We start from the raw sequence: 20199 nt of genomic DNA, 5'->3' as shown, positions 1-20199 counted from the left end.
CGCGAACGTGATCCATCTCACAGTTCTCGATCACGCCCGCTCTCGGGTTGCCACGCTCATTGGGATTTGGTTAACGTGCCATCTGGTCTTGATAGGTAACGGTCAGATCACGACAAAGGATTCTTCAGGTTGGCAGCGCATCGTTCGTCCCGGTCCCGCGAGGGAGCCTCGACGAATGCTCGCCAGCGCCAGACGGTTTCGATTCCCGCCGAGCGCGCCGCCGAAGTCACCGACATCATCCCGTTCAACGAGTTCGGCGGCCTGGGTGACCTCGACTTCCGCGACAGCACCGCCTTCGATCGCGAGGCGCAGGTCATCGGCGCCCCCGAACTCGACGATCTGCACGACACCGACGACCTGATCCCGCTGCGGCTGGCAATCCCCGCGCAGTTCCGCGTCGAGGGCGACGCCGCCGCTTCCCGCCGGTCCCGCGCCTACCGCGACAGCCACACCGATGTCAGCGACGGCACCGCCGCCACCGACATCATCGACCTCCGCGCCCGCCGCGGCGCGCACCGCAAGGAGGCCGAGGGCCCGGTCAAGAGCCGCCTGATGATCGCCGCGATGGCCGCGGGCGCGACCGCCGCCGGCGCCTACTCGATGACCCAGAACACCGCTCCGGCCACCACCGACACGGTGCTGGCCTCGGGTGAGACCACCGTCGAGGGCGCGTCCATCACCGGATCCGTCGACGGCATGCAGATCGTGTCGGTCGCCTCGACCGCCAACGCCGCTGTGCACACCGAGGAGATCCAGAAGGCCGCCGCCTTCGCCCAGGAGCGCGCCGAGCGCGAGGCGCGCCAGATGAGGCCCCTCTACGTGATGCCCACGAAGGGTGTCTGGACGTCCGGATTCGGTTACCGCTGGGGTGTGCTGCACGCCGGTATCGACATCGCCGGACCGATCGGCACACCGATCCTCGCCGCCGCCGACGGTGTCGTCATCGACGTCGGCCCGACTGCCGGTTACGGCGCGTGGGTCAAGCTGCGCCACGCCGACGGCACGGTCACGCTCTACGGTCACCTCAACACCTGGTCGGTGAGCATGGGCGAGAAGGTCATGGCCGGTGACCAGATCGCGACGATGGGCAACCGCGGCAACTCGACCGGGCCACACCTGCACTTCGAGGTGATGATCGACGGTTCGAACCGGATTGATCCGGTGGGATGGCTGTCCAAGCGGGGCATCGCCACCGGCAGCTATGTTGGCTGAGTGAGCGCTGCTGACTCGACTGGCCACCCAGACGATCCGGCCCCTCAGCACGACCCGAAGACCGGCATCATCCGCCGGCATCCGACCGGTGAGATCCCGGTAGCCTCCCCCGCCCCACCGAGCGAATCCCCGACGGGCATCATCCGTCGTCACCCGACCGGCGGGCTGCCGACGGTGAGCGCCGAACCGCAGACCAGTTACATCGAACCGCCCGCGGTCGAAGACGGGACACAGACCTCCTACATCCCGCGGCCGCGTCCGGTGGAGATCCCGCCGACGGCGCTGACCGCGGACCCGCGCACGGCGGTCGCCGCGGCGGTGCTGGCGATCCTGTCCGGATGGGCCACCGCGGTGATCGCCACCGACCTCATCACCGGGTGGTGGAGCACCGACCGGTTGTTCTGCGTGGCGATCGGGTTCCTCACCACCATCTCGGCCGCCGCGTCGATCGGCGGGCTCGTCCTGCTGCTGCTGCGCCGCCGGATGAGCCGGCTGCTCATCGTCGTCGGCTGCGTCATCGGGCTGCTGATCTTCGGCAGCCTGTTCGTCGCCGGCGCGAAGTTCCCGTGGATCGTCTACGCGATACCGGTGCTGCCGCTGGCCGCGATCGTGCTGACCCTGCTGCCCAGCACCGGACGGTGGGCGCAGCCGGGCTAGAGCTTCTGCACCGGCGCGTGATTGTGCATGAGCTTGACGCGTCCGGCACTGCCGAAGTCGATCAGCGACATCGCGGACTCGCCGACGCCCGACACCTCTTCGACGCGGCCCAGCCCGTACTTGTCGTGGTTGATGCGGTCCCCGGGTTCGAGCACGATCAGCGGGCGCTTCCCCATCCCTGAGCGTCCGGGTGCGGGCCGGCGCTGCTCGGGTGCGCTGAACCGTCCGGCGCCACCACCGACCGGTGCGCCGAACGAGGGTCTTCTGCTCTCGGGATCGGTGCGCCGCCAGTCGATGAGCTCCTGCGGGATCTCCCGCAGGAACCGCGACTCGGGGTTGAGCATCGGTTGCCCCCACGACGAGCGCACCTTCGCGCGGCTCAGGTAGAGCCGCTGACGCGCCCGGGTGATGCCCACGTAGGCCAGCCGGCGTTCCTCGGACAGTTCGTTGGGGTCGCCCAGGGCCCGCATGTGCGGGAACATGCCGTCCTCCCAGCCGGTCACGAACACGACCGGGAACTCCAGCCCCTTGGCGGTGTGCAGCGTCATCATCGTCACCACCCCGGCGCCGTGTTCGGGCAGTTCGTCGGCGTCGGCCACCAGCGAGACCCGCTCCAGGAACTGCGCGAGCACACCGGTGTCGGGGACGTCCTCGTCGACCGGTTCGTCCAGATCCTCGGCCAGGGCCGCCGCGTTCGCCCGGTCGATGCTGAATTCGTGTGCGACGCTGACCAACTCGTTGAGGTTGTCCAGCCGCGCCAGATCCTGAGGGTCGTTGGACGCCTCCAGCTCAGCGCGGTAACCGGTGCGGTCGAGCACGGCCTCGACGAGTTCCCCCAGTTCGTCGCCGAGGCGGCCGCGCAGGTCGTCGAGCATCTCGACGAAGCTCTTGATGCACTTCTCCGAGCGGGTGTTGAGCATCGGCACCTTGCCCTCGGCGGCGGCCTGCAAGGCGTCGTCGAAGCTGCCGCCGGTGTTCTCGGCGTACACCGCGACGCACGCCTCGGCCCGGTCGCCGATGCCGCGGCGCGGGGTGTTGAGGATGCGGCGCATGCTCACCGCATCCCCGGGGTTGTCGAGTACGCGCAGGTAGGCGACGACGTCGCGGATCTCCCGGCGCTCGTAGAACCGGACGCCGCCGACCACCTTGTAGGGGATGCCTGCCCGGATGAACACCTCTTCCAGCGCGCGCGAGCTGTTGTTGGTGCGGTAGAAGACGGCGAAGTCGTTGTAACTGAATCCATCGTCGGCCAGCGCGTCGATCTCCTGCGCGACGAACCGGGCCTCGTCGTGTTCGTTGTCGGCGACGTAGCCGACGATCAGCTCACCCTGGCCGGAGTCGGTCCACAGCCGCTTCTCGCGCCGGCCGGCGTTGCGGGCGATCACCGAGTTCGCGGCGTTGAGGATGGTCTGGGTCGAGCGGTAGTTCTGCTCGAGCAGGATCGTCGTGGCGTTCGGGTAGTCCCGTTCGAAGTCCTCGATGTTGCGGATCGTCGCGCCGCGGAACGCGTAGATCGACTGGTCGGCGTCGCCCACCACGCACAGCTCCGCAGGCGGCACGCCGTCTTCGTCGGTGTCGTGGGCCCCGTGTCCCGCGAGCTCGCGCACCAGGACGTACTGGGCGTGGTTGGTGTCCTGGTATTCGTCGACGAGGATGTGCCGGAAGCGGCGGCGGTAGTACTGCGCGATGTGCGGGAAGCGTTGCAGCACGGCGACGGTCTCGCCGATCAGGTCGTCGAAGTCCAGCGCGTTGGCCGCACGCAGACGGCGCTGGTACTCGGCGTAGACGTCGGCGATGATACGGGCCAGATCGTCGGCGGCCTCGGAGGCCTCGGCCGCGGCCTGTTCGGGACCGATCAGCTCGTTCTTCAGGTTCGAGATGCCGTTGGACAGCAGGCGGGGCGAGTACTTCTTGGTGTCGAGCCCCATGTCCTTGCCGATCATCAGCAGCAGGCGTCGCGAATCGTCGGCGTCGTAGATCGAGAAGTTCGAGTTCAGGCCGGGCAGCAGCGAGGCCTGGTTGCGCAGGATCCGCACGCAGGTCGAGTGGAACGTCGCCACCCACATGCTGCGCGCCCGCGGGCCGATCAGCCCGGCGACGCGTTCGCGCATCTCGGCGGCGGCCTTGTTGGTGAACGTGATGGCCAGCACCTGGCCGACGCCGACGTCGCGGGCGGCCAGCAGGTAGGCGATGCGGCGGGTCAGCACGGCGGTCTTACCCGACCCCGCCCCCGCCACGATCAGCAGCGGCGAACCCTCGTGCAGCACCGCCTGGCGCTGCTGCGGGTTGAGGCCGTCGAGGAGGTCCTCGGCGCCGCCGTCACGCCGGGATCTCGGTTCAGTCACGTTCACACTCATGTCTGTCCCAACTTACCGCCGCGGGGTGACACTCTTTGCGCTGCCACGGCCGCAGGTGGCACACTGACAACCGTGCTTGACCAGAGCCGATTTTTTTACGGGTACCGGCCCGCGGTGCCCGTGGTCTAGCTGCTTCCTTCAGCCCCGCGGTCCGCGTCCGGATCCGGGGCTCTTCTCTTGTGTGAGGCCCGGAACCGGATGAGACCAGAACCCCCACACGAGGAGTCAGAGATGAGCATCGAAACGGATCAGTCGCTCGACATCGACGCCCTGCGTCAGGAGATCGACGAGCTCGACGCCGCCATCCTCGCCGCCGTCCAGCGGCGCACCGAGGTCTCCAAGCTCATCGGCAAGGCGCGCATGGCCTCCGGCGGCACCCGCCTGGTGCACAGCCGGGAGATGAAGGTCATCGAGCGCTACAGCGTGCTCGGCCCGGAGGGCAAGGACCTGGCGATGCTGCTGCTGCGCCTGGGCCGCGGCCGCCTCGGCCACTAGCGATTACCCACCCGCGAAACAGCATTCCCTGCTGCCAAGCGGCGCGCTTGACGACAGGGAATGCTATTTCGCGGCGGCGAGCGCTTCGGTCAGCCAGGGCGTCAGCCATTCGACGGCCTCCCTGGTCGGGTGGACGCCGTCGTCGCGCATCCGGATGCCCTCCACCCAGTTCGTGTAGTAGCCGCGGGGTGAGAGTTTGTCGTTGAGGTCGAGCACCGTCACGTTGCGCCGTGGCGCGGCGACCTCCCGCACGAGGTCGTTCCACGCATCGGCCCGGTCGGGGTCGTCCTCCGGGTAGAGGCTGCCGTCGGCCTGTTCGGCGCGCCGGTTGTAGGGCGCGGTGGTGACGACCACGCGTGCGCCCGTCGAGCCCAGGATGTCGAGCGCCCGGTTCAGCTCCCCGCGCAGGTAACCGTCGTAGGCTCGGTGGTTGGTGGAGTCGCCGACGTGGGTCCACCTGCCCTCGTTGATCCGGTCGACCAGCTCCCACCGGCCCACCATCAGCAGCACGACGTCGGGCCGGTCGTGATCGATGCGCTGGGCCCACCGGCTCGGCCAGGTGTCGCACTCCGGCTTCTGCGTCAGGGTCTGACCGGTCGTCTTGTAGGGGCCGCCGCGGGCGATGCCGCAGCCGATGGTCGTGTAGTTCGTGAAGTGCAGGCCCGGCGTCTCCGGCAGGTAGCGCATCAGCGTCCACGCCACCGAATCGCCGAACACCGCGACGCTGCGGGTGCCCGGCGGTCGCTGCACACCGGCGGCGCCGACGGGGATCGCCCGCTCCGGCAGCACCGCCGCGGCCGAGTTGATGTCGAGCAGGGCGCCGGGAGGCACGTCGTCGCCGGCGTGGCCGCCGACGGGTACCACCGAGATCGTCACGACGGCGCTCGTCGCCGCGGTGGCCAGCGCCAGGGGAAGCTGCGGCACCGTCGCGGGCCGCCACTGACGGATCGGCCGTTCCAGCAGCCAGTAGCTCAGCACCGCCACGGCGAGCGTCGCCGCGCAGCGGGCGGCCAGCAGCGGCCAGCCCGTCCACCCGGTGCGTTCGCCGTTGAGGAACAGGAAGATCGGCCAGTGCCACAGGTACACGCCGTAGGAGATCGCGCCCAGCCACACCAGCGGGCCGCAGGCCAGCAGTCGTGCGACCGGTCCGCGCTGGTCGAGCGCCACGGTGGCCACGACCAGGACGGCCGCCGCCGCGGCAGCGGTGAACAGGCCCATCCGGTACTCCGCGGGCGCCCCCGTCGCCCGGTGCGCGAGCACCGCCAGGCCGGCCAGCCCGGCCACCGACAGCACGCGCGCCGCCCAACGCCCCCACCGCGCACGGATCGGGGTGCCCATCGTGACCGTCGACCAGTCCCGCACCAGCAGCGCCGCCGCGGCCGCGCCGATCAGCAGGGCCTGCACCCGGGTGTCGGTGCCGAAGTAGACCCGGTTCGCCGCCGCGTCGCCCGCCTCCGACGTGATCAGCACCGCGGCCGCCGCGGACGCCGCCGCGCCGACCGCGGCCAACCCGAACACCCCCCAGCGCACGGCCCGCACCGTGGGCGCCGAGCGCCGCAACGCCAGCACCCCGACGACGGCCACCAGCAGCAGCGGCCACACGAGGTAGAACTGCTCCTCCACACCGAGGGACCAGGTGTGCTGCAGCGGGGACGGCGGGCTGCCCTGGGAGAAGTAGTCGGTCTGCTGCGCGACGAATGCCCAGTTGGCCACCCAGAAGAAGGCGGCGACGGCGTCGTCGCGCAGGGTGGTGACGGCGTCCGGCGGGAAGAACACCCGCGCGGCGACCACCGTCAGCACCATCACGAGCAGGGCGGGCAGCAGGCGCCGGGCCCGCCGGATCCAGAAGCCGCGCAGATCGATCCGGCCGGTGCGGCCGAGTTCGTCGAGCAGCAGCGAGGTGATCAGGAATCCGCTGAGGACGAAGAAGACGTCGACGCCGAGGAAGCCGCCCGAGACGCCGGGCACACCGCCGTGATCGGCGAGTACGAGGGCCACGGCGACGGCGCGGACACCGTCGAGCGCCCGGATCTCGCGGCGGCCGGCGGTCCCGCGCCGCGTCCTGCCCGCCACCGGCGCGACCCAGCGGCGGCGTGCGCCAACGCGGACCGGCGCCGCAGTCACGGCAGTCACGTCTCCGGCGCCTCCCATATCTGTTCCGAGCAAGGAATTCTATGGGCGGCGCGGCGCCGAATCGCGAAGGCGCGCCTGGGGATTACTTGGTCAAAAGCGATGTCCGCGCTAACGCGTTAGCGCAATGTACTTCGTCTCGAGATACTCCTCGATGCCCTCGGTGCCGCCTTCGCGGCCGAAGCCCGACTCCTTGATGCCGCCGAACGGTGCGGCGGCATCACTGATCACGCCGCGGTTGACGCCGACCATGCCGGATTCGATACCCTCGGCGACGCGCAGCGCACGGTCGAGCGACCGGGTGTAGATGTAGGCCGCCAGACCGTATTCGGTGTCGTTGGCCGCGGCGAGGCCCTCCTCCTCGGTATCGAATCCGGTGATCGGGGCGACGGGGCCGAAGACCTCCTCCTTGAGGATGCGGGCGTCGGCCGGGACGTCGGTGAGCACCGTGGCCGGGTAGAAGTTCCCCGGCCCGCCGGGGGCGACGCCGCCGACCGCGACGGCCGCGCCGCGCGAGACCGCGTCGGAGACCAGTTCGGTCACCTTCTGCAGCTGCTTGTTGTTGATCAACGGCCCGAGCGTGGCGGATTCGTCGAGGCCGTTGCCGAGCGTCACCTCGCTCATCCGCTTGACCAGCTTCTCGGTGAACTCCTCGCGCACGGCGTTGGCGACGTGGAAGCGGTTGGCGGCGGTGCACGCCTCGCCGCCGTTGCGCATCTTGGCCAGCATCGCGCCGTCGACGGCGGCGTCGATGTCGGCGTCGTCGAACACGATGAAGGGCGCGTTGCCGCCCAGTTCCATCGACGTGCGCAGCAGCTTGTCCGCCGACTGTTTCACCAGCGACTTGCCCACCCCGGTCGAGCCGGTGAAGGTCAGTTTGCGCAGCCGGCCGTCGTCCACGAGCGCCTCGGTGACCGGACCGGGGCTGCTGGTCGGCAACACCGACAACACGCCCTTGGGCAGCCCCGCCTCGGCCATGAGCTTGGCCAGGTACAGCATCGTCAGCGGCGTCTCCTGCGCGGGTTTGACGATCATCGTGCACCCCGCGGCGAACGCCGGGCCCATCTTGCGGGTGCCCATCGCGAGCGGGAAGTTCCACGGGGTGATCGCATAGCAGGGCCCGACGGGCTGTTTGGTGACGATGATGCGGCCGGTGCCCGCCGGGCTGGGCGTGAACCGCCCGCCGATGCGGACGGCCTCTTCGGCGAACCAGCGGAAGAACTCGGCGCCGTAGGTGACCTCACCCTTGCTCTCGGCGAGCACCTTGCCCATCTCGAGGGTCATCAGCGCGGCGATGTCGTCGGCCCGTTCGGTGATCGTCTCGAACACCGAGCGCAGGATCTCGCCCCGTTGGCGCGCGGGGGTGGCGGCCCATTCGGCCTGCGCCGCGCACGCGGCGTCCAGTGCGGCGACGGCGTCCTCGGCGGTCGCGTCCCCGACGGCCACCAGCACCTCGTCGTTGCTGGGGTCCAGCACGTTGAACGTCGATGTGGCCTGCCGTTCCTCACCACCGATCCACAGTCCGGTGGGAACCGAGTTCAGCAGCGCGGTGGTGTCCATACCTTCATCATTTACACCTCATTCAACGGCTCCGCACTAGGGTCGAAAACATGACCGCCCATATGCAGCTCACCGACATCTCCGCGTCCCCTGCCTGGCAGGCGTTGTCCCGTCACCACGGTGAGATCGGTGGGAGGCATCTGCGGGAGTTGTTCGCCGAGGACCCGTCGCGGGGCACGGAGCTGACGGTGTCGGTGGGGGATCTGTACATCGATTACAGCAAGCACCGGGTGACGCGAGAGACGTTGCGGCTGTTGACGGATCTGGCCCGCGCGGCGGGGCTGGAGGCCAAACGCGACGCGATGCTGACCGGGCAGCACATCAACACCTCCGAGGACCGCGCGGTGTTGCACACCGCGCTGCGCCTGCCCCGCGACGCCCAGCTGACCGTCGACGGCCAGGACGTGGTCGCCGACGTACACGAAGTGCTGGATCGGATGGGCGAATTCACCGACCGGCTGCGCAGCGGCCAGTGGACCGGCGCCACCGGCGAGCGCATCACATGCGTCGTCAACATCGGCATCGGCGGCTCGGACCTGGGCCCGGTGATGGTGTATCAGGCGCTGCGCCACTACGCCGACGCCGGCATCACCGCACGGTTCGTGTCCAACGTCGACCCGGCCGATCTGGTCGCGAAACTCGACGGCCTCGACCCGGCCTCCACGCTGTTCGTCGTCGCGTCGAAGACGTTTTCCACCCTGGAGACCCTGACCAACGCCACCGCGGCGCGCCGCTGGCTCACCGACGCCCTCGGCGACGCCGCGGTCGCCCAGCACTTCGTCGCGGTGTCGACGAACGAGAAGCTGGTCGACGAGTTCGGGATCGACACCGACAACATGTTCGGCTTCTGGGACTGGGTCGGCGGCCGCTACTCGGTGGACTCCGCGATCGGGCTGGCCGTGATGGCCGTCATCGGCCGCGAGCGCTTCGCCGAGTTCCTGGCCGGGTTCCATCTGGTCGACGAGCACTTCCGCACCGCGCCTCTCGAATCCAACGCGCCGGCATTGCTCGGTCTGATCGGGGTCTGGTACGCGAATTTCTTCGACGCCCAATCCCGGGCCGTGCTGCCCTATTCCAACGACCTGGCCCGCTTCGCGGCCTACCTGCAGCAGCTGACCATGGAATCCAACGGCAAATCCGTTCGCGCCGACGGCACCCCGGTGTCCACCGACACCGGCGAGATCTTCTGGGGCGAACCCGGCACCAACGGCCAGCATGCCTTCTACCAGTTGCTCCACCAGGGCACCCGCCTGATCCCCGCGGACTTCCTCGGGTTCTCCCAACCCACCGACGACCTCCCCACCGCCGACGGCACCGGCAGCATGCACGACCTGCTGATGAGCAACTTCTTCGCCCAGACCCAGGTGCTGGCGTTCGGCAAGACCGCCGAGGAGATCGCCGGTGAGGGCACACCGTCAGATGTGGTGCCGCACAAGGTGATGCCGGGCAACCGGCCGAGCACGTCGATCCTCGCCACCAAGCTCACCCCGTCGGTGGTCGGCCAACTCATCGCCCTCTACGAACACCAGGTCTTCACCCAGGGCGTCATCTGGGGCATCGACAGCTTCGACCAGTGGGGCGTCGAACTCGGCAAGACCCAGGCCAAGGCCCTCCTGCCCGTCCTCACCGCCGACGACTCCCCGGCCGAACAAACCGACAGCTCCACCGACGCCCTGGTCCGTCGCTACCGCACCGAACGCGGCCGCACCGCCTGAGCACGCCGAAGTCACGCGAACAGTCGGGCCGGCAGGACCCGCATGACCCGCACCAGCGGCGCCCACGGCCACCACGGCACCGCGGCGCGGCCGGCTTCCTTCTCGATGACGCCGACCATCGCCTTGACCCCGGTCTCGGTGTCGGTCATGAGCATGGTGGACGCGGATTTCGCGGTCATCTCCGATTCGATGTAGCCGGGTTCGAGGACGGTGACGCGGATCGGGCCCTTGGCGTACTCGGCGCGCAGGGACTCGCCCAGCGAAGAGACGCCCGCCTTGCTCGCGGCGTAGGCCGCCTTCACCCCGGGCACGCCCTTGTTGCCGAGCACCGACGAGATCAGCACGAGGTGCCCGCCGCCGCTGCGCTGGAACATCTCCAGCGCCGTCTCGATCTGGACGAGCGCGGCGACGAGGTTGGTCTCGATGGTCGCCTTGTTGGCCCACAGCTTGCCCGTTCCGAGCGGGGCGCCCTTGCCGAGACCGGCGTTGACGATCACCCGGTCGAGTCCGCCGAGTTCCTCGGACAGCGCGGCGAACACCTTCGGCACCTGTTCGTGGTCGTTGACGTCGAGCTCGGCGACCGCGACGGTGATACCCGGATACCGTTGTGTCAGTTCGGCTTTCAACGCGTCGAGCCGGTCGGTGCGGCGCGCGCACAGCGCGAGGTCGCGGCCCTTGGCGGCGAAGGCGCGGGCCATCCCGGCGCCCAGCCCGGAACTGGCGCCGGTGATCAGGATCTTCTGGCGGGTCATGCGGGCAGCGTAACGGGGCGATTTCGGCGTGCTCGGTCGCGCCCAGCGCGACTGAGCACGCCGAAACCGCTACTTGAGCAGCCGCGACATCCGGCGGTCGGCGAGCACGCGGCCACCGGTCTGGCAGGTCGGGCAGTACTGGAAGGACTTGTCGGCGAACGACACCTCACGCACCGTGTCGCCGCACACCGGACACGGCAGACCGGTGCGCGCGTGGACCCGCAGCCCGGACCGCTTCTCCCCCTTGAGCGTCGCGGCCTGCTGGCCCACCGACCGCGACACCGCATCGGTGAGCACCGAGATCATCGCGTCGTGCAGGGAACCCAGTTGCGCGGCGGTGAGTTTGTTGGCGGTGGCGAACGGCGACAGCCGCGCCACGTGCAGGATCTCGTCGCTGTAGGCGTTGCCGATGCCTGCCATCACCTTCTGGTCGGTGATCACGGTCTTGATGCGCCCGCTCTGCGCTTTTAACAGCGCGCCGAGATCCTCGGCGGTCAACTCGAGTGCGTCCGGGCCGAGCGTCGCGATCCCGGGCACCTTCGGGGGGTCGTCGACGAGCCAGACCGCCAGGCGCTTCTGGGTGCCCGCCTCGGTGAGGTCGAATCCGGGCGCGGCGCCGGGGGTGCCGAGGTGCACCCGCAGAGCGATCGGCCCCTTACCCGGTTTGAGCGGCGCGGCGGCCAGCTTGTCCGACCAGCGCAGCCAGCCGGCCCGCGACAGGTGGGTGATCAGGTGCAGGTCACCGGCCTGCAGGCCCAGGTACTTGCCCCAGCGGTGCGCATCGGTGACCTCGCGGCCATGCAGCGCGGTGATCGGCGGGTCGAACGTTTTGAGCACCGAGAACGCCGACACGTCGACGCGTCCGATCGGCAGTCCGACGGCGTGCCGCCGCAGGTGGTCGGCCAGTGCTTCGACCTCGGGCAGTTCGGGCATGTGTCCAGTGTGCCGGTCAGCGGCGGGAAAGCAGGCCGCCGCTGAGCAAAGACAGCACCCAGCTCACGATCGACAGCAGGATCCCGGCCCAGATCGCCGTCCACCAGAAGTCGTCGATGTAGAGCCCCCAGTGCGTGGTGTGCTCGGTGATCCACGCCGTCAGCCACAGCATCAGCGCGTTGACGACGACGTGGAAGAGTCCGAGTGTGAGGATGTACAGCGGGATCGACATGATCTGCACGATCGGTTTGATGATCGCGTTGACCAGCCCGAACACCACCGCCACGACGAAGATGATGCCGACGCGCTGCAGTGTCGTGTCGCCGCCGACGAACTCCATACCGGAGACCAGTTGGGTGACCAGCCACAAGGCCACACCGGTGACCGCGGCCCGCAACAGGAAGCTGCCCACGGGCTGATCTTCGCACGCTCAGGCGCGGAGCAGGTAGGTGTCCATGATCCAGCCGTGCCGTTCGCGCGCCTCGGCACGCAGTGCGACGATGCGCTCCCCCACCTCGCCGACGGTGCCCGACACGAGCAGTTCGTCGGCGGTGCCGAGGTAGGCGCCCCACCAGATCCGGGTCTGGGCGGGCATCTCGGTGAAGGCGCAGTCACCGTCGAGCATGACGACCGCCGTACCGGTCAGGCCCTGTTCGCGCAGCCGGCGGCCGGTGGTGACGAGCACGGGTTCGCCGACGTCGTTGAGCGGGATCCGGTGCCGGGCGGTGAGCGCCTGGATGGCGGTGATGCCGGGGATGACGTCGTAGTCGATGTCGACGTGGGCGGCCACCCGGTCGAGGATGCGCAGTGTGCTGTCGTAGAGCGAGGGGTCACCCCACGCGAGGAAGGCGCCGACCCCGTCGGCGGGTAGTTCGTTCTCGATCGCCTCGGCCCACAGCCGGGCCCGCGCGGCGTGCCACTCGTCGACGGCCTGGCGGTAGTCACCTGTCTTGGCGCGGACCGGGTCAGGCATCTCGACGAAGCGGTAACCGGGTTCGGTGATGAACCGCTCGCAGATCAGCCGGCGCAACGCGACGAGGTCGTCCTTCGTGTCGCCCTTGTCCATCGCGAAGAACACGTCGGTGTCGTTGAGCGCCGCGACGGCCTGAGCGGTCACATAGTCCGGGTCGCCCGCACCGATGCCGATGACGTGGATCCGTCGAGTCACGCAGGTGAGTATGCCGGGGCGCGTACGTCAACCGTCGTCGCGGCCCCGGCTGCGTCGCAGCGCCTTGGCGCGTTCCACGTCCTCTTCGAGCGCGGCTTCCTTCTTCTCGATGACGCGGGTGTCGCGCGGCGGTAGCTGCAGTTCACGTTCGGCGGGCAGGCCGGCCTGCAACTGGCGGCCCCGCTCGAGTTCGGCGTCGAGTTCCGCACCGAAGAGCAGCGCGAGGTTGGTGATCCAGATCCACAGCAGGAAGATGATGACCCCGGCCAGCGTGCCGTAGGTCTTGTTGTAGCTGCCGAAGTTCGCGACGTAGAAACCGAAGCCCACCGAGGCGACGATCCAGGTCAGGATGGCCAGCGCGGCCCCGAGGCTGATCCACCGGAACTTGGGCTGCTGCACGTTGGGGGTGGCGTAGTAGAGCACCGCGACGGCGATGATCACCAGCAGCAGGATCACCGGCCATCGGCCGATGCTCCAGGCGGTGACCGCCGCCTCGCCGAGACCGATCGCGTTGCCGACGGCCTCGGCGACCGGGCCGCTGACCGCCAGCATGAACGCCACGAGCGCGGCGCCGAGCAGGGCGGCGAAGGTGAGCACGAGTTGCAGTGGCCGCAGTTTCCAGATCGGGCGGCCCTCGGCGACCTCGTAGATCCGGTTCATCGCCCGGCCGAAGGCGCCGACATATCCGGACGCCGACCACAGTGCGGTGAGGATGCCGATCACCAGCGCGAAGCCCGCGGACGGCGAGTTGACGAGCTGCTCGATGGTGGGCCGCAGGGTGTCGACCGTCGAGGCGGGCGCCACGTCGGAGACGATCTCGAGCAGCGCGTCGGTAGTGCGCTTGCCCTGGCCGAAGACGCCGAGCAACGACACCATCACCAGCACGGCGGGGAACAGCGACAGCACGGCGTAGTAGGTGAGCGCGGCCGCGAGGTCGGTGCACTGGTCCTTGCCGAACTCCCGAGCCGTCTTCCGCAGGACGTACAGGGCCGACGGTTTGGTCAGGTCGGTCGGCGAATCCGGCTTGCGCGGATCGTCCGGGTGCGGGGCACGGTCTTTGGTGGACACTTCTTCGGCCATGACTCGGTCTCTACCCGGGCGGCGATGTCCCAAACTCGGGCGAACGTGAGCTCGTGCGTGAGATTCCGGCGAATCGTCGGTCACGAGCTCACGTTCGGCGCTCCTGCTGCAGCGCCTCGCGCACGGTGTCGGCTTTGCTGTCCGGCATCAGCGGTGGGAGCAGCGGGGTGGCCGCGTCGACCACCGCCTCGATGACCGTCGGCCGGTCGGCCGCGAACGCCGCCGCCCAGGCCCGGTCCGCGGCGGCCGAGTCGGTCACCCGGATACCGTGCAGGCCCAGCAGTTCCGCGTAGTCGGCGTAGGGGAACCGTGGCACGTCCTGCGACGCCGCGAAGCGCGGATTGCCCTCCATCTCACGCTGTTCCCACGACACCTCGGTGAGGTCGGCGTTGTGCAGCACCAGCACCACGAACCGCGGATCCGCCCACGACCGCCACCGGTCGGCGATGGTGACGAGTTCGAGCAGTCCGCTCATCTGCATCGCCCCGTCGCCGACGAGCGCGACCACCGGCCGTTGCGGCGCATCGAGTTTCGCGGCCACCCCGTACGGCAGCGCACAGCCCATCGAGGCGAGGTAGCCGGACACGTGCGCAGGAACACCCGGCGGCAATCGCAGATGCCGGGCGTACCAGTACGTCGACGAGCCGACGTCGACCGCCACGCGCGCGTCGGCGGGCAGGTGCTCGGACAGTGCACGCACCACGGCCTCGGGATTGGCGTCGGCGGTCTCGGCGGCGGCGCGGCGCGCGGCCTCGTCGTGCCACTGCTGCCGCCACTGGCGCACCTGCTCCTGCCAGCCGCGGTCCGTCTTGGGTTCGAGCAGCGCCGCCAACGCCGAAAGCGCCTGTGCCGCTTGCCCGACGACCGGCGCGTCGACGGGGTACTTGGCGCCGATCACCCGCGGCTGAATGTCGATCTGCACGGCTCTGGCCTGTCCGGGGGCCGGATAGAACTCCGTCCACGGATCGTTCGAGCCGACGATCAGCAGCGTGTCGCAGTTCGCCATCAGCTCGGCGCTGGCGGTGGTGCCGAGGTGACCCATCACGCCGGTGTGCCACGGCTCGGCCTCGTCGAGCACCGGCTTGCCCAGCAGCGACGTCGTCACGCCCGCCCCCAGAGTCTCGACGACCCTGACGATCTCGTCGGCAGCACCCGCAGCGCCGCGGCCCACCAGCAGCGCGACACGCTGGCCGGCGTTGAGAATGTCTGCAGCAGAACGAATCTGATCGTGGGGGGCCGTGACGGTCGCCTGCACGCTGACGGCCGTCGACGGCACCACGCCGTGGCTGTGTGCAAGGTGTTCGGGCATCTCGGCCTGCTGCACGTCGTGCGGGATGATCAGCGCGGTGGGCGTCGACGTCGCGATCGCCGTGCGCATCGCGTTGTCGAGCGCCATCAGCGCCTGCTCAGGCGCGAACACCGTCTGCACGTACTGCCCGCACACGTCCTTGAACAGCGCATGCAGGTCGACCTCCTGCAGGTAGCCGCTCCCCAGCGCGGTCGACACCACCTGTCCGACGATCGCCACCACGGGCCGCCGGTCGAGCTTGGCGTCGTAGAGACCGGCCAGCAGGTGAATGGCGCCGGGACCCTGGGTGGCCATGCAGACGCCGACCCGGCCGGTGTACTTGGCGTGTCCGCACGCCATGAACGCCGCGAGTTCCTCATGCCGGGTCGACACGAATTCCGGTGCGCCCGAACGCTGCAACGCCCCGAGCAGGGTGTTCACCCCGTCGCCGGCGTACCCGAACACCCGGTCGGCGTCCCAGTCGCGCAACCGGGCCACCAACGCATCCGCAACCAGATCTGTCATGGCCGCGGCATACCCGTCGGCGCGGTGTCCAATCAGCGGCCACGTACGGCGAGTACGGCGACGGTCACCGCGAAGACGGCCCCCGTTGCCCCGGACACCAGCAGCGGCAGTGTCCCGTCGGCGCCCCACGCCAGACCGGCCCACAGCCCGGCGACCAGCACCGCGAAACCGCTGGCGCCCTGGAACACACCCTGCGCGCCGGCCTGCACGTCGGCGCCCACCAGCGACGAGATCCACGCCTTCCCGACCCCGTCGGTACATGCCGTGAACACGCCGTAGACCCCGATCAACAGCCACGCCGTGAGGGTGTCGGTGGTCAGCCCCAGCCCGGTGTAGCCGATCGCGAAGAACGCCAGCCCGACCGCGAACACCGCGGGTTTGCCGATGCGGTCGGCCAGCGATCCGGCGGGGTAGCTCACCGCCGCGTACACGACGTTGTAGCCCACGTAGGCCAGGATGACCTCGACGACGGAGAAGCCGATCTCGTTGAGCCGCAGCAACAACAGCGCGTCGGGGAAGTTCACCACACCGAAACCGACCAGCACTGCGGTCACCCTCCAGTAGCGCCGCGGAAGGTGCCGCACGCCCGAGAACAGCGACGGTCGCGCCACTGCCACTGCGGGCGTCGTGTGTTCGCGCACCAAAAACACCAGCGCGACGGACAGCACCGCGGGGATGACGGCCACCCACAGCAGCGGGGCGATCTGATGGTCGAGCAGTTCGTAGGCGGCCAGACCGAGCAGCGGGCCCACCACCGCGCCGAGGGTGTCCATGGCGCGGTGGAAGCCGAACACCCGGCCCCTGGCGGCGGGGTCGACACCGGAGACCAGCAGCGCATCGCGCGGTGCGCCCCGGATTCCCTTGCCGAGCCGGTCGGTCACCCGGCCGGCCAGCACGCCCGGCCAGGATCCCGCGGCGGCCACGATCAGCTTGCCCAGCGCCGCCATCCCGTATCCGGTGGCGATCAGTGGGCGCCTGGAGAACCGGTCGCCCAAGGGCCCGGAGGCGAGTTTGGTCAGCGAGGCCGCGCCTTCGGCGACACCCTCGACCGTTCCCACCACCGCGGCCGGTGCGCCCAGCACCGAGGTCAGGTAGATCGGCAGCAGTGGATAGAGCAGTTCACTGGCGGCGTCCTGGAGGAAGGACACCGCCGACAGCAGCCGGACGTTGCGGGTGAGCCAGGTTCGCCGGGTGCGCACCCGGGTCATGATGCACCCTGGCGGCTACTCCGGATTCTCGTTCGCCAGCGCGGCGAATCCCTTGGCCTGTCCACGCGCGAGGGCGGCGCGGACGATGCCGACGATCAGACCCTGGATGGCAGCAGCGATGAAGATCTCCTTCGCCGAGCTCTGCAGATCCTCGGGGTCGGGCGGCTCGGTGCCCGAGGGATTGGCGCGCTGCCAGATCTCGGAGAAGATCTTGCCGGCTATGAGGCCGCCCCCGATGCTGCTCGCGAGGGCCAGGGGCTTGTAGAAGGTTTTCGCCACGCTCACGGGCGTGGCGTTCCCGACCCGCCAATCTTCAAACATCCGACTAGAACACGTTCTAGTATTCGGGCACCGACCCGAGGAGGCGCTGTGCGGTTCACCTACGCCGAGGCCATGACCGACCCGACGTACTACATCCCGCTGGCCAAGGCCGCCGAAGCGGCGGGCTACGACGCGATGACGATCCCCGACAGCGTGGCCTACCCCTACGAATCCGACTCCACCTACCCCTACACCCCCGACGGCAGCCGGGAGTTCCTCGACGGCAAGGCCTTCATCGAGTCCTTCGTGCTGGCGAGCGCGCTATGCGCGGTGACGACCACGCTGCGGTTCAACTTCTTCGTCCTCAAACTGCCGATCCGCCCACCCGCCCTGGTCGCCAAGCAGGCCGGATCGCTGGCCGCGCTGTTCGACAACCGGCTCGGTCTCGGTGTCGGCACCAGCCCGTGGCGGGAGGACTACGAGCTGATGAACGTCCCGTTCGCCAAGCGGGGCAAGCGGATGGACGAGTGCATCGAGATCATCCGCGGTCTCACCACCGGGGAGTATTTCGAGTTCCACGGCGAGTTCTACGACATCCCCAAGACGAAGATGACCCCCGCCCCGACGAAGCCGGTGCCGATCCTCGTCGGCGGCCACGCCGACGCCGCCCTGCGGCGCGCGGCGCGGTGCGACGGCTGGATGCACGGCGGCGGCGATCCCGAGGAACTCGACGGGCTCATCGCCAAACTGAACACCTTCCGCGCGGAGCAGGGGCAGACCGGGCCGTTCGAGATCCACGTCATCTCGGTGGACGCGTTCAGCCTCGACGGCATCAAACGCCTGGAGGACAAAGGCGTCACCGACGTCATCGTCGGCTTCCGGATCCCCTACATCACCGGCCCCGATACCGAACCGCTCGAGGACAAGATCCGCAACCTCGAATGGTTCGCGGAAAACGTGATCGGCAAGCTGTAGACCGATTACGCCCGCGGCCATCGGGTAACCCCTCAAACGTGGCGGGTGCACAACCGAAGCACGACGGCGCCCTGCTCGGGGTGGTCGCCGTGGGCGCGTCGGCCGGTGGCGTCGAGGCGCTGACCACCTTCACCGCGGGTCTGCCCGATGACTTCCCGTATGCGGTGCTGGTGGTGTTGCACATGCCCCCGAACGCGCCCAGCGTGCTCCCCCGCATCCTCGACCGGGCGGGGCCTTTGCCCGCCGTCGCGGCGGTCGACGGCGCCACGCTCGAGCCCGGCCGGATCTACGTGGCTGTCCCCAACCGACACCTGATGGTGCGTGATCGCCGCATCCTGCTGTCGAAAGGCCCCACGGAGAACATGAACCGGCCTGCGGTCAACGCGTTGTTCCGATCGGTGGCGGTGGATTTCGGCCCCCGTGCGATAGGAGTGGTGATGTCCGGGGTCCTCGACGACGGGGTGCTCGGATCCGGCGCCATTCTGGCCAGAGGCGGGGTGACCGTCGCGCAATCGCCCTCCGATGCGCTGTTCGGCGCCATGCCGCAGAACGCATTGCGCGCCGGGGTGATTGAGCACCAGGCGTCGGCCGCGGACATCGGTGCGCTACTCACCAAATTGGCCGACCGAGACATCGAGGAGCGGGACATGGAACCCGACTACCGGATGGAACTGGAGAACCGGATCTCGATGGGGAGGAGGTTCTCCGCGCATTTCGACAGCGATGCGCTCGGGCCGCCGTCGGGGTACACCTGCCCGGACTGCAACGGGTCGCTCGCCAACGTGGAGGAGGGTGGCTTTCGCTGCCGCGTGGGTCACGCCTGGACACCCGAGGCGTTGCTGGAGGCACGGGACCAGGAAGTGGAGAACGCGCTGTGGATCGCGGTGCGTAGTCTGCAGGAGAAAGCGAAGCTCTCGCGCAGGTTGGCCGACCACGCCGGGGCGGGAATGCTGAGCCGTCGCTACCTCCAAGCGGCGGAGGAAGCCGAGCACGCCATGGATGTGCTGGCCAAACGGCTGGGCGACGCACCCGCGGGTACGGGTGACCGCGGTGACACCTGACCAGACCAGCCCGCTCGCCGTCACCGCGGACTCGGTGGACGGCAACGTTCTGTTGACCGTAATCGGTGAACTCGACACCAGTACGTATCGGATCCTGCGCGATCACATCATCAAGGCGGCCCTCGACGAACCGCGGGCGGTGCTCGTCGATGTCACCGGCCTGGCCGTCGCGGCAGAGTCGGCCTGGGTGGTGTTCACCAGCGCGCGCTGGCACGTCACCCGCTGGCCGGAGGTGCCGCTGGCACTGATCTGCCGACACGGTTCCGGCCGCTCGGCGATCCGACGCAATGGCGTGACGCGTTACGTACCGGTGTACTCCGACATCGACGAAGCGGTCGCAGCCGTGGCCGCGAACCGGCCGCTGCGTCTGCGCCGTCGCGCGAGATCCGGCTTGGCCGCCGACCGGTCCAGCCTGGAGTGCGCCCGCCAGATGGTCGAGGAGTGGCTGACCGCGTGGTCCGCCGAAGCTCTCATCCCCGTGGGCAAGATCGTCGTGACCGCCCTCGTCGAGAACGTCTTGCAGCACACGAGGAGCGCACCCGACGTACGACTCGAGGCGAGGGACGACACGGTGACCGTCGCTGTGGCCGACGACAGCCCCGTTCCGGCCGCCGTGCGCGAGGACGGCGACGGCGATCGACCGTCCGGCCTGAAGATCGTCTCCACGATGTGCCGGATGTGGGGCGTCGCACCGACGTCAGGCGGGAAGACGGTCTGGGCGGTGCTCGGACCCGAGAACGCCCTCTGATCACGAGTATGTTGGTTCCTCGTATCCAGGTGGGCGGACGGGGCACAGGTGGACGAGCAGTCAGACGAGGTGTT

18 protein-coding genes and 1 pseudogene are annotated in these 20199 nt (G+C 69.2%); 7 read left to right on the top strand and 12 right to left on the bottom strand.

The features are described from left to right. Positions 1-129: 129 nt before the first annotated feature. Positions 130-1212, top strand: coding sequence for a M23 family metallopeptidase (locus AU196_RS23880; RefSeq protein WP_059097552.1), 1083 nt, complete (start codon positions 130-132; stop codon positions 1210-1212). Beyond that, positions 1213-1869, top strand: coding sequence for a hypothetical protein (locus AU196_RS23875; RefSeq protein WP_059097551.1), 657 nt, complete (start codon positions 1213-1215; stop codon positions 1867-1869). Here the strand turns inward: AU196_RS23875 and pcrA are convergent. Then, on the bottom strand, positions 1866-4226 hold the full coding sequence (pcrA, locus tag AU196_RS23870) for a DNA helicase PcrA (protein WP_059097550.1): 2361 nt from the start codon (positions 4224-4226) through the stop codon (positions 1866-1868). The genes AU196_RS23875 and pcrA overlap by 4 nt on opposite strands. A 198-nt stretch (positions 4227-4424) precedes the next feature. Here pcrA and AU196_RS23865 point away from each other — a divergent pair, with 198 nt between their 5' ends. Then, positions 4425-4721, top strand: coding sequence for a chorismate mutase (locus AU196_RS23865; protein WP_059097549.1), 297 nt, complete (start codon positions 4425-4427; stop codon positions 4719-4721). Positions 4722-4784: 63 nt separating this feature from the next. Here the strand turns inward: AU196_RS23865 and AU196_RS23860 are convergent, their stop codons facing one another. Together AU196_RS23860 and AU196_RS23855 are read right to left on the bottom strand one after the other, a co-directional pair. Then, positions 4785-6854, bottom strand: a complete 2070-nt coding sequence (locus AU196_RS23860) for an SGNH/GDSL hydrolase family protein (RefSeq protein ID WP_059097601.1) — start codon at positions 6852-6854, stop codon at positions 4785-4787. Positions 6855-6962: 108 nt separating this feature from the next. Next, a complete protein-coding gene (locus AU196_RS23855; protein ID WP_059097548.1) occupies positions 6963-8411 on the bottom strand; it encodes an NAD-dependent succinate-semialdehyde dehydrogenase in 1449 nt (482 codons plus the stop codon). Positions 8412-8473: 62 nt separating this feature from the next. On the opposite strand from AU196_RS23855, the gene pgi reads away from it, so the two are divergent. Then, positions 8474-10126, top strand: a complete 1653-nt coding sequence (gene pgi / locus AU196_RS23850; protein WP_502687286.1) for a glucose-6-phosphate isomerase — start codon at positions 8474-8476, stop codon at positions 10124-10126. An 11-nt stretch (positions 10127-10137) separates the two neighbouring features. On the opposite strand, the gene AU196_RS23845 is transcribed toward pgi, so the two are convergent. The 9 genes and pseudogenes from AU196_RS23845 to AU196_RS23810 form a co-directional block, all read right to left on the bottom strand. Continuing rightward, entirely contained in the window at positions 10138-10878 is a 741-nt protein-coding gene (locus AU196_RS23845) for an SDR family oxidoreductase (RefSeq protein WP_059097546.1), read from the bottom strand. A gap of 69 nt (positions 10879-10947) precedes the next feature. Further along, complete coding sequence (locus AU196_RS26230) at positions 10948-11415, bottom strand: zinc finger domain-containing protein (protein ID WP_231737699.1); 468 nt, start codon at positions 11413-11415, stop codon at positions 10948-10950. A 153-nt stretch (positions 11416-11568) separates the two neighbouring features. Next, a pseudogene (locus tag AU196_RS26225) lies at positions 11569-11811 on the bottom strand (DNA-formamidopyrimidine glycosylase family protein); the annotation flags it as partial. 16 nt (positions 11812-11827) lie between these two features. Then, on the bottom strand, positions 11828-12223 hold the full coding sequence (locus tag AU196_RS23835) for a phage holin family protein (RefSeq protein WP_059097544.1): 396 nt from the start codon (positions 12221-12223) through the stop codon (positions 11828-11830). Between the two features lie 18 nt (positions 12224-12241). Then, entirely contained in the window at positions 12242-12979 is a 738-nt protein-coding gene (gene cobF, locus AU196_RS23830) for a precorrin-6A synthase (deacetylating) (protein ID WP_059097543.1), read from the bottom strand. A 27-nt stretch (positions 12980-13006) separates the two neighbouring features. Further along, complete coding sequence (locus AU196_RS23825; RefSeq protein WP_059097542.1) at positions 13007-14059, bottom strand: YihY/virulence factor BrkB family protein; 1053 nt, start codon at positions 14057-14059, stop codon at positions 13007-13009. Between the two features lie 88 nt (positions 14060-14147). Further along, positions 14148-15872 carry a thiamine pyrophosphate-requiring protein gene (locus tag AU196_RS23820; protein WP_059097541.1) on the bottom strand — a complete coding sequence of 575 codons (1725 nt, stop codon included), beginning with the start codon at positions 15870-15872 and terminating at the stop codon, positions 14148-14150. A 32-nt stretch (positions 15873-15904) separates the two neighbouring features. Next, a complete protein-coding gene (locus AU196_RS23815; protein ID WP_059097540.1) occupies positions 15905-17080 on the bottom strand; it encodes an MFS transporter in 1176 nt (391 codons plus the stop codon). A gap of 15 nt (positions 17081-17095) precedes the next feature. Beyond that, positions 17096-17365, bottom strand: coding sequence for a DUF4235 domain-containing protein (locus AU196_RS23810; RefSeq protein ID WP_059097539.1), 270 nt, complete (start codon positions 17363-17365; stop codon positions 17096-17098). Between the two features lie 84 nt (positions 17366-17449). Between AU196_RS23810 and AU196_RS23805 the strand changes: the two genes are divergently transcribed. The 3 genes from AU196_RS23805 to AU196_RS23795 are packed head-to-tail and all read left to right on the top strand — an operon-like array spanning position 17450 to position 20125. Then, on the top strand, positions 17450-18316 hold the full coding sequence (locus tag AU196_RS23805) for an LLM class flavin-dependent oxidoreductase (protein WP_059097538.1): 867 nt from the start codon (positions 17450-17452) through the stop codon (positions 18314-18316). 38 nt (positions 18317-18354) lie between these two features. Beyond that, positions 18355-19377, top strand: coding sequence for a chemotaxis protein CheB (locus AU196_RS23800; protein WP_059097537.1), 1023 nt, complete (start codon positions 18355-18357; stop codon positions 19375-19377). After that, positions 19367-20125 (top strand): STAS domain-containing protein, encoded by a 759-nt coding sequence (locus tag AU196_RS23795; RefSeq protein WP_231737695.1) that lies wholly within the window; start codon positions 19367-19369, stop codon positions 20123-20125. The genes AU196_RS23800 and AU196_RS23795 overlap by 11 nt, the downstream gene beginning before the upstream one ends. Positions 20126-20199: the final 74 nt, after the last annotated feature.

The sequence above is a fragment of the Mycobacterium sp. IS-1742 genome (assembly GCF_001500125.1).
GTDB lineage: Bacteria > Actinomycetota > Actinomycetes > Mycobacteriales > Mycobacteriaceae > Mycobacterium.
This window is presented reverse-complemented; position numbering and strand designations above follow the sequence as displayed.